Below are 8,599 nucleotides of genomic sequence, written 5' to 3' on the forward strand. Positions count from 1 at the left end.
CCCCCGCCGCTGGCAAAGCGGACCGCCAGGGCTGAGCCTTGCGGGAGGACAGGAGAGGGAGGTGATCATCATATGAAAATCAAACCTAGGATGGGGCCAGCCTGTCTGCTGCTGGGGCTGCTGGCGTGTCCGGCACTGGCCGAGGTGAAGGTGATCACCGTCTTCGAGGCCGAGGCCATGGTGCGCAGCCTGCGGGATCTCTATCCGGCCCTGGGGGTGAGTGCCATGGGCAATCAGCTGGTGCTGAGCGGCACGGCGCAGCAGCTGCAGGAGGCCGAGGCGCTGGTGGCACGGCTCAATCAGCCGCCCGCCATGCTGCTCATCGAGTGGCGGGTGTCCCAGGGCAGCGATACCCGGGGGGCCAGCCTGGGGGCTAGGTCAGGTGGTGATGGGGATTGGCGGGCGGGGGTGGCCCTGGACCAGGGGCGCGAGCAGGGAGAGCAGGCCTGGCAGATCCGCGGACTCTCCGGGCGCCCCGTGCTGCTGCAGCTGGGCAGCTATCGCCCCGTCAGCTTCTATCGCTGGCGTGGCGATAGGGTGACGGCCCTGCTGCCCATTATCAGCGGCCTCTATGCCAGTGCCACCCTGGTGGGGGAGCGGGTGCGGATCCAGCTCACCAGCGAACAGGCGAGCCTGGGTCAGGGTGTGCCTGAGCATGGCCAGAGCGTGACCGAGCTGGACGCCGTCCCGGGTCAGTGGATTGAGGTGGGGGCCCTGGCAGACAGCCGGCAGAGTCAAGCCCTGGGGCTGGGGCGCACCCCGGGGGGGAGCCTTGCAGAGGAGGCGCGCCAGCAGACCCTGGCCATCCGGGTGACCCCCCTCGACTGACGTTTCGTCAGGGTGGGGATGGCCTGATCGCCAAGCAAAGAGCCTTCATGATCAGGGCAAGGCCACCCGCGTCAGGCATCCGGGCCATGGGGCCTGTCCGCCGCATATTCTCTCAGCTGGCGGCTTCTTAGCAGATACCAGAGGCTCCACAGGCTGGCGATCAGCACCAGGGCGTTGAGCCAGCTGAATTGCCAGCCCAGGCTCATCAGCGCGTGGATCTGCATGGCGAGGCCGCCGAGGGCGGAGACGATCAGCAGCTGGGGGCTCAGGCGCCGCAGCCGCGCCCGCCAGCCATCCGGGCTGGCGAAGGTGCCGCCACAGGCGAGCAGGGCCAGCAGGGCGGGCAGGTCGGTGAGCAGGCTCAGATAGAGGCTCCAGCGTTCGGGGTAGAGCAGGGCCAGCAGTTCGCTGCCCCCCTGGCGGGTGGCGCCGGCCATCAGAAACAGCCAGACGGCGCGGGTCAGCAGCAGGGCGATGGGCCAGAACCAGAGGGGAGGGCGCAGCTGGCCATGGTCATCGTAGCGGTGGTCGGGATAGAGGGTCATGGGACGCCAGTTCGAGCAAGGGTGTTGCTGATATGGGGACGACGGCCCGGCTTGCAAGAGGAGGGGGTGAAAAAGCGGGCCGTCTGGGGGCCTGGCAGGGCGGATAAAAACGAAGGGGCCCCTGGCCCCTGTCGCTGCTCATGAAGGGATTGGCGTCAGAGCCAGCCCTTGCGCTTGAAGAAGAGTCCGGTGCCCAGGGATGACATCACCATGAGTACCAGAGACATGGAGTAGCCATATTCCCATTGCAGCTCGGGCATGCGACCGAAGTTCATGCCGTAGATGCTGGCGATCAGGGTCGGCGGCAGGAAGATGACGGCGGCCACCGAGAAGATCTTGATCACCTTGTTCTGCTCCAGGTTGGTCACCCCCATGGCGGCCTCGAGCTGGAAGTTGATCTTGTCGAACAGGAACTGGGTGTGGGGCAGGAGGGACTCCACGTCGTGGAGCATCTCGTCGATCCACTTGTTCTGCTCGTTGCTCATCTTCTGGCGCAGGCTGCGCTTGAGGAAGCGCAAGGCACGCCGGGTATCGTGCAGGGAGAGACGGATCTGGCCGTTGGCCTCTTCCTGGGCCATCAGCTCCTTGAGCATGGGGTTGATCTGGTCGGGCTCGAAGATCTGATCGGCGGTGTTCTCCAGGGTCTTGTAGCCATCTTCGATGAGATCGGAGAGGTATTCGACCTTGAGGTTTTGCACCTCCAGCAGGATATCCAGGGCATCTTCCACCTCCAGCCTGTCCTGGCGCATATAGTGGCGCATCAGCCGCACCAGGCCGATGTCGTCCTCGCGAATGCTGATCAGCAGGTTGTTGCGCAGGGTGAAGGAGACGTGGACCCCCTTGGTGTCACGGCCGATGCGCTGGGGAAACAGGGAGTGGATGTGCAGGCCATCCGTGTCCCAGTAGAAACGGGCGGAGGCCTCGATGTCGTCGAGCTCTTCCTTGTCGGGGACCTCTTCCAGAAAGAGCCCCGTCAACCATTCTCGCTCCGCGCCGTCCGGCTTGTAGGCATCGAGCCAGACAGTGTTGTCGGGCAGGATGTCGTCAGGCCCGAGCGTGACGATGTCGAGCACCTTGTTGTTGAGGATGTAGGCGGTGATCATCTGTCCCCCTTAAAGTCTTGGGTGGGATGGTTGAACAGGTTCATGCGGCGTCGATCACGAGAAGGGGATCGTATGAAGCATAGCGGGGCCGATGGGCAACCTGACTGCGGCGAACTATACAGGCGCTCGCCGTCAATGTCAGGGCCTATTCAGCTGATATTCATCCTGTTTGTCCAAAAAACCGCCCTGGTCGGATCACATGTTGGGGTAGTTGGGACCGGATCCCCCCTGGGGCGGCGTCCAGACGATATTCTGGCTGGGATCCTTGATGTCGCAGGTCTTACAGTGGATGCAGTTGGCGCTGTTTATCTGGAATCTGGGACGCTGCTCGGTCTCGACTATCTCGAACACCCCGGCGGGACAGTAACGCACCGCGGGTTCGGCCCAGGTGGGCAGGTTGACCTGGATGGGGATGCTGGCGTCCTGCAGCCGAAGGTGGCAGGGCTGATCCTCGTCGTGCTGGGTGTTGGCCAGATAGACGGAAGAGAGCCTGTCAAAGCCGAGCACCCCGTCCGGCTTGGGATAGTCGATGGGCTGGCAGCGATTGGCCGCCTTGAGGGCGCGGTAGTCTTCCTCCTTGTCCAGCAGCCTGAACCCGCCGCTCCCCCGCAGCAGGCGCTGCTCCAGCCAGTTGAAGGCGCCCCCCAGCAGGGGGCCGAATCTGTGCAGGGCGGCGCCGAAGTTGCGGGCGCCCTTGAGATCCTGGCCGAGCCAGCTGGCGGCCAGAGCCTGCTGGTAGTGGGCAAGGCTCAGGCCAGCGGCCATCCCGGGAGCCAGATGGGGGGCCAGGGTCTCGGCCGCCAGCAGACCGCTCTTCATGGCGCCGTGTATCCCCTTGATGCGGGAGAAATCCAGGGTGCCGGCGTCGCAGCCGAGCAGCAGGCCCCCGGGAAAATCCATGCGCGGCAGGGAGTGCCAGCCCCCCTTGGTGATGGCGCGGGCACCATAACCGATGCGCTCGCCGCCGCGTAGGGTGGCGGCGATGAGGGGGTGCTGCTTGAGGCGCTGAAATTCGTCGAACGGACTGAGCCAGGGATTCTGGTAATTGAGATCGACGATGAGTCCCACCGACACCTGCTGGTCCCCCTGATGATAGAGATAGAAGCCGCCATGGCTCTGATCCTGACCGCCGAGGGGCCAGCCACTGCCATGGAGCACCCGCCCGGGATGGGATTGCCCCGCAGGTACCTGCCACAACTCCTTGAAGCCGATGGCATAGTGCTGGGGCTGGAGGTGGCTGGCCAGGTCGAAACGGGCGATCGCCTGCTTGCCGAGGTGGCCACGGGCCCCCTCCGCCAGCAGGGTGTAGCGGCCGAGCAGGGCCATGCCGGGCACATGGTCCCCCTTGGGGTTGCCTGCCCGATCCAGCCCCAGATCCCCGGTGAGCACCCCCTTGACCACTCCGGCCTCCACGATGAGCTCGCTGGCGACGAATCCCGGGTAGATCTCGACTCCGAGGGATTCGGCTTCCCTGGCGAGCCAGCGACAGAGGTTGCCCAGACTGATGATGTGACAGCCCTGGTTGCTCATGCTGGGGGGCAGGGCCCAGTGGGGCAGGCGGCTGGCGCCGTCGGCACTGCGCAGCAGCCAGAGCTGATCATCCTGAACTTGGGTGCCAAGCGGTGCCTCTTGCCAGCGATCCGGCAACAACTCCTTGAGGGCGCGGGGATCGAGCAGGGCGCCGGAGAGGAGATGGGCGCCAACCTCGGCGCCTTTTTCCAGCAGGCAGACACTGCAATCCGGGGCGCGCTGCTTGATGGCGATGGCGGCACTGAGCCCGGCCGGCCCGCCACCGACGATGACCACATCGTATTCCATTGCTTCTCGTTCCATCTTGCCTCTGCTCTCGACTTGGCCTAGGGTAGTTGGTGTTAGTTTACGTAAACGTAAACCTGTCTGTAAACTCTCGGCACGCAATAGTTGATGGGGGGCGTGCCTGTCGCCTCCCCGAGGAAACGCGGGATAAGGAGTGTTCGAATGAAGCTGCTGGTAGCAGTCAAACGGGTCGTCGATTACAACGTCAGGATCCGGGTCAAGAGCGATGGCTCCGATGTGGAGCTGGCCAACGTCAAGATGGGGATCAACCCGTTTTGCGAGATAGCGGTGGAGCAGGGAGTCCGGCTGCGCGAAGCCGGGGTGGCGAGCGAGCTGGTGGTGGTGACCCTGGGACCGGAGGCGGCGGCAGAGCAGCTGCGCCATGCACTGGCCCTGGGGGCCGATCGGGCGCTGCATTATGTCACCGACGAGCGGCTCGAGCCCCTGACCGTGGCCCGGGCGCTGCAAGGGATCTGCGAGCGGGAGCAGCCGGATCTGGTGCTGCTGGGCAAGCAGTCCATCGATTCCGACAACAACCAGGTCGGCCAGATGCTGGCGGCCCTCAGTGACTGGCCGCTGGCCACCTTCGCCTCGGCCATCGCACTTGACGGGGAGGAGCTGCGGGTGACCCGGGAGGTGGATGGCGGCCTGGAGACCCTCGCCATGGGGCTGCCCGCCGTGGTGACGGTGGACTTGCGTCTGAACGAGCCGCGGTTTGCCTCCCTGCCCAACATCATGAAGGCGAAGCGCAAGCCCCTGGAGAGCCAGCCCTTCTCGGCCCTGGCCATTGCACCCGCCGACCATCACAGGCTGCTCGGGGTCATGGCGCCGCCGCCAAGGCGCGCCGGCATCCGGGTCGGCTCGGTGGACGAGCTGGTGGACAAACTCAAGCACGAGGCGAAGGTACTGGGATGAGCACACTGATCATTGCGCAGCAAACACAAGGTCCCCTCATCGCCAGCACGGCGCGTCTGGTGGGGGCTGCCAGCCTCCTGGGGGGAGAGATCCACCTGTTGCTGATTGGCCAGAATCCCGGCCAGGGCGCCGAGGAGGCGGCCCGTCTGCAAGGGGTATCGCGGGTGCTGCTGGCTGAGCTGGCTGAGGCGTGGTGCGATGGCCTGGACGAGCCCCTCGCGGCCCTGGCCCGGGATTATCACCATGTGCTGATGGCGGCGGGCACCACGGCCAAGGATCTGCTGCCCCGGGTGGCGGCGCGCCTGGGGATGGAGATGCTCTCCGAGGTGACCGCCATCGAGGGAGCCGATACCTTCGTGCGCCCCATCTATGCGGGCAATGCCCTGGCCCGGGTGCAGAGCCGCGCCCCCATCAAGCTGATGACGCTGCGGGCCAGCAGCTTCGGCGCGGCGCAGCAGGGAGCCGAGAGTGCGCCGATTGAGACGCTGCCCCCCCTGGCCATAGCGGCGCGCACCCGGCTCGTCTCCCGTCAGGCGGTGGTGTCGAGCCGTCCCGAGCTCGGCAACGCCCGGGTGGTGGTCTCCGGGGGCAGGGCCCTGGGCTCGAAAGCGCAGTTCGCGCTGATCGAGGCCCTGGCGGACAAGCTGGGGGGGGCGGTCGGCGCCTCCCGGGCCGCCGTGGATGCGGGATTCGTCGGCAACGATCTGCAGGTGGGTCAGACCGGGAAGGTGGTCGCCCCCGAGCTCTACATCGCCGTCGGCATCTCGGGGGCCATCCAGCATCTGGCGGGCATGAAGGAGTCCAAAGTGATCGTCGCCATCAACAAGGATGGGGAGGCCCCCATCTTCCAGGTTGCCGATTATGGCCTGGTGGGGGACCTGTTCACCCTGCTGCCCGAGCTGACCGCCAAGATCTAGCCGTCCGGCTATATTGGCCGGGCAAGCTGGGCCCCCTCGGCTCTCCTTGCCCGGCCCCTTGCTCCTCGGTGGCGCGCAGCGTCATGACATTTCATCAACCCGGCCCGGGGCAGGGGGCGCAAAACCTTGACCCAGCTCCCAAAAAGCCTTTGCCGAAGGGGCGCTGTTTCGTGTAAAAACGGGGAAGTCTTCCACTCTTTACCACCTCACGGAAAGTGTCATGAGCAAACAGGTTTACAACTTCTGCGCCGGCCCAGCCATGTTGCCGGTCGAAGTCATGGCGCGCGCTCAGCGCGAATTTTGTAATTTCCAGGGATTGGGTGCCTCTGTCATGGAGCTTTCCCACCGTGGCAAACCCTTTATGGCGGTGGCCGAGAAAGCCGAGGCCGACTTGCGCGCGCTGCTTGCCATTCCCGCCAACTACAAGGTGCTCTTCATGCACGGCGGTGGCCGCGGCCAGTTCTCCGCCGTGCCCATGAACCTGCTGGGAGGCGCCAACAAGAAAGCGGATTATCTGCTGACCGGGGTCTGGGCCCAGAGCGCCGTGGACGAAGCCCACAAATATGGCGACATCCTGACCCATGCCGGCGTGGTCAAGACGGCGCAAGGGGTGAGCCAGCTGCTGCCGACCCCGGCGTTTCGCAGCGATGCCGCCTATGTGCACTACTGCCCGAACGAAACCATCGATGGCATAGAGATGTTCGACATCCCGGCCACGGGGGACGTGCCCCTGGTGGCGGATCTCTCCTCCACCATCCTCTCGCGCCCGATGGACGTGAGCCGTTTTGGCGTCATCTATGCCGGTGCCCAGAAGAATATAGGTCCATCGGGCCTGGCCATCGCCATCGTGCGGGACGACTTACTGGCCCAGGCCAGGAGCGACGTGCCTGCGGTGTTTGACTATGCCCTGACCGCCAAGCACGACTCCATGTTCAATACCCCCCCCACCTACGCCTGGTACCTGGCCGGTCTGGTGTTCGAGTGGCTGCGCGAGCAGGGGGGACTCGAGGAGATCGAGGCGCGCAACCGTGCCAAGGCCGAGCTGCTCTACGGCTACATTGACGACTCCAGCTTCTACGCCAACCAGGTGGATACGGCCTGCCGCTCGCGCATGAATGTGCCGTTCCAGCTCAAGGATGACAGTCTGGACAAGCTGTTCCTGGCCGAGTCCGAGGCTGCCGGTCTGCTGGCGCTCAAGGGACACCGCATCGTCGGCGGCATGCGCGCAAGCCTCTACAACGCCATGCCCCTGGCCGGGGTCGAGGCGCTGGTGAGCTTCATGGAGCGCTTCGCCAAGCAGCACGGTTGAGTGCGAGGGGCATGCCCCTTGCCGCCGCGCACCGGGCGCGGCACAGGCCAGTCATATGGGGCGGCGCAGCTCGGGGCGCCGCCTCGTCTCACCTTGAACCTTCCCTGCGGGCCGGCGAGGAGAGGGGCAAGCAAGAGCCTTGCCCTCGCTCCCCTTGGCTGTTAACGTCCGGGCAGGTGTTTTTTGATATCGGTACAGGAAGGCTATGAATTCGTTGCGTTTGGAACCTATTGCTCGGGTCGAGGGGGTGGTCAATCTGCCCGGCTCCAAGAGCGTGTCTAACCGGGCCCTGCTGCTGGCGGCGCTGGCGCGGGGCACCACCCGCCTCACCAACCTGCTCGACAGCGATGACATCCGCCACATGCTGGCGGCGCTGACCCAGCTCGGGGTCAAGTACAAGCTCTCCGCCGACAAGACGGTGTGCGAGGTGCAAGGGCTGGGTCGCAGCTTCGCGGTCGCTGAGCCTGTCACCCTGTTTCTCGGCAACGCCGGCACCGCCATGCGCCCCCTGTGCGCCGCCCTGTGCCTGGGATCTGGCGAATACATGCTGACCGGCGAGCCGCGCATGGAAGAGCGCCCCATCGGCCATCTGGTGGATGCCCTGCGCGAGGCCGGTGCCCATGTGCAATACCTCAAGCGCGACGGCTTCCCGCCGCTGGCCATCGATGCCAAGGGGCTGTGGGGCGGCGACGTGCACGTCGACGGCTCCGTCTCCAGCCAGTTCCTCACCGCCTTCCTGATGGCGGCCCCCATGGCGGCCGGGGATACCCGCATCCACATCAAGGGTGAGCTGGTTTCCAAGCCCTACATCGACATCACACTGCACATCATGAAGCAGTTTGGCGTGGTGATAGAGCACGACAACTACCAGACCTTCTACATCAAGGGCAACCAGAGCTATGTCAGCCCGGGTGACTTCCTGGTGGAGGGGGATGCCTCCAGCGCCTCCTACTTCCTCGCCGCCGGTGCCATCAAGGGCAAGGTGCGGGTGACCGGGATCGGCAAGCACAGCATCCAGGGCGACATCCACTTCGCCGACGTGCTGGAGAAGATGGGGGCCCGCATCACCTGGGGTGACGACTTCATCGAGGCCGAGCAGGCCCCCCTGCACGGCATCGACATGGACATGAACCAGATCCCGGATGCGGCCATGACCATCGCCACCAC

Annotated in this window: 8 protein-coding genes; 5 read left to right on the forward strand and 3 right to left on the reverse strand. The window is 65.3% G+C overall.

Going from position 1 to position 8,599, the window contains the following annotated elements:
- The first annotated feature begins 72 nt into the window (after nucleotides 1-72).
- Complete coding sequence (locus tag BN1119_RS00265) at nucleotides 73-828, forward strand: hypothetical protein (protein ID WP_041992172.1); 756 nt, start codon at nucleotides 73-75, stop codon at nucleotides 826-828.
- A gap of 71 nt (nucleotides 829-899) precedes the next feature.
- Here BN1119_RS00265 and BN1119_RS00270 read toward each other — a convergent pair whose 3' ends face one another.
- The 3 genes from BN1119_RS00270 to BN1119_RS00280 form a co-directional block, all read right to left on the reverse strand.
- Nucleotides 900-1,373: a DUF2919 domain-containing protein gene (locus BN1119_RS00270; protein WP_041992174.1), complete on the reverse strand. Its 474-nt coding sequence runs from the start codon at nucleotides 1,371-1,373 to the stop codon at nucleotides 900-902.
- Between the two features lie 155 nt (nucleotides 1,374-1,528).
- Nucleotides 1,529-2,476: a magnesium/cobalt transporter CorA gene (gene corA, locus BN1119_RS00275; RefSeq protein ID WP_041992177.1), complete on the reverse strand. Its 948-nt coding sequence runs from the start codon at nucleotides 2,474-2,476 to the stop codon at nucleotides 1,529-1,531.
- 195 nt (nucleotides 2,477-2,671) lie between these two features.
- Nucleotides 2,672-4,309, reverse strand: coding sequence for an electron transfer flavoprotein-ubiquinone oxidoreductase (locus tag BN1119_RS00280; RefSeq protein ID WP_041992180.1), 1,638 nt, complete (start codon nucleotides 4,307-4,309; stop codon nucleotides 2,672-2,674).
- 144 nt (nucleotides 4,310-4,453) lie between these two features.
- Between BN1119_RS00280 and BN1119_RS00285 the strand changes: the two genes are divergently transcribed.
- The 4 genes from BN1119_RS00285 to aroA all read left to right on the forward strand — a co-directional run.
- Nucleotides 4,454-5,206, forward strand: a complete 753-nt coding sequence (locus BN1119_RS00285) for an electron transfer flavoprotein subunit beta/FixA family protein (RefSeq protein WP_041992183.1) — start codon at nucleotides 4,454-4,456, stop codon at nucleotides 5,204-5,206.
- Nucleotides 5,203-6,123 (forward strand): electron transfer flavoprotein subunit alpha/FixB family protein, encoded by a 921-nt coding sequence (locus tag BN1119_RS00290; protein ID WP_041992186.1) that lies wholly within the window; start codon nucleotides 5,203-5,205, stop codon nucleotides 6,121-6,123. Before BN1119_RS00285 ends, BN1119_RS00290 begins: the two co-directional genes overlap by 4 nt.
- A 220-nt stretch (nucleotides 6,124-6,343) precedes the next feature.
- A complete protein-coding gene (gene serC / locus BN1119_RS00295; RefSeq protein ID WP_041992189.1) occupies nucleotides 6,344-7,432 on the forward strand; it encodes a 3-phosphoserine/phosphohydroxythreonine transaminase in 1,089 nt (362 codons plus the stop codon).
- Nucleotides 7,433-7,637: 205 nt separating this feature from the next.
- A partial coding sequence (gene aroA / locus BN1119_RS00300) for a 3-phosphoshikimate 1-carboxyvinyltransferase (protein ID WP_084205231.1) occupies nucleotides 7,638-8,599 on the forward strand: 962 nt, incomplete at its 3' end.

The organism is Aeromonas bivalvium (assembly GCF_000819765.1).
In the GTDB taxonomy this organism is placed as follows: Bacteria; Pseudomonadota; Gammaproteobacteria; order Enterobacterales; family Aeromonadaceae; genus Aeromonas; species Aeromonas bivalvium.

Coding starts and splice junctions, on each gene's coding strand:
- BN1119_RS00265 (WP_041992172.1), top strand. CDS start 73: ATGAAAATCAAACCTAGGATGGGGCCAGCCTGTCTGCTGCTGGGGCTG.
- BN1119_RS00285 (WP_041992183.1), top strand. CDS start 4,454: ATGAAGCTGCTGGTAGCAGTCAAACGGGTCGTCGATTACAACGTCAGG.
- BN1119_RS00280 (WP_041992180.1), bottom strand. CDS start 4,309: ATGGAACGAGAAGCAATGGAATACGATGTGGTCATCGTCGGTGGCGGG.
- serC (WP_041992189.1), top strand. CDS start 6,344: ATGAGCAAACAGGTTTACAACTTCTGCGCCGGCCCAGCCATGTTGCCG.
- BN1119_RS00290 (WP_041992186.1), top strand. CDS start 5,203: ATGAGCACACTGATCATTGCGCAGCAAACACAAGGTCCCCTCATCGCC.
- BN1119_RS00270 (WP_041992174.1), bottom strand. CDS start 1,373: ATGACCCTCTATCCCGACCACCGCTACGATGACCATGGCCAGCTGCGC.
- corA (WP_041992177.1), bottom strand. CDS start 2,476: ATGATCACCGCCTACATCCTCAACAACAAGGTGCTCGACATCGTCACG.